Annotated in this window: 2 rRNA genes; both read left to right on the top strand. The window is 46.2% G+C overall.

Annotated features, from left to right (window positions below):
* Window positions 1-225: ribosomal RNA gene (locus tag L5L98_RS22295) — 16S ribosomal RNA — on the top strand; the annotation flags it as partial.
* A gap of 362 nt (window positions 226-587) precedes the next feature.
* Window positions 588-729: ribosomal RNA gene (locus L5L98_RS22290) — 23S ribosomal RNA — on the top strand; the annotation flags it as partial.

Raw genomic sequence — 729 nt, 5'->3', positions numbered from 1 at the left:
AACTCGACTCCATGAAGTCGGAATCGCTAGTAATCGTGGATCAGAATGCCACGGTGAATACGTTCCCGGGCCTTGTACACACCGCCCGTCACACCATGGGAGTGGGCTGCAAAAGAAGTGGGTAGCTTAACCTTCGGGGGGGCGCTCACCACTTTGTGGTTCATGACTGGGGTGAAGTCGTAACAAGGTAGCCCTAGGGGAACCTGGGGCTGGATCACCTCCTTACCTATACGACTAACTTAATGTTTGCTGAGTGTTCACACAGATTGCTTGTTTATCTTCTCTTAGGAGAAGTCAGAGCTAAATGCGCCGCGAGCCGGTACGCATTGTTCTTTAACAATTTGGAAAGCTGATAGTATTTAATTGCATGAGTCTGTCATGTGATTAATTACAAAACGTTTAATGCGCAAGCATTGAACATGAGTTCTCAAACACTTTATTAAGTGTCTTGAATATTCAATAGTAAATTATTCTTTGCTAAATAGTTTACGTCTAAGGCGCGTCCACTTCTTTGGTCAGAAGTGAGACAAGTAAAACCAAGCTGGTCGCAATGCGGCGCAGATGAGTGAAACTCATTTGGGTTGTATGGTTAAGCGACTAAGCGTATACGGTGGATGCCTTGGCAGTCAGAGGCGATGAAGGACGTAGTAACTTGCGAAAAGCGTTGGCGAGCTAGTAACAAGCATTTGAGCTAACGATGTCCGAATGGGGGAACCCAGCAGCATAAGC

It is taken from the genome of Shewanella sp. SM23 (genome assembly GCF_025654295.1).
GTDB lineage: Bacteria > Pseudomonadota > Gammaproteobacteria > Enterobacterales > Shewanellaceae > Shewanella > Shewanella oncorhynchi.
The sequence above is the reverse complement of the archived record's forward strand: the minus strand, read 5'-3'. Positions and strand labels throughout refer to the sequence as shown.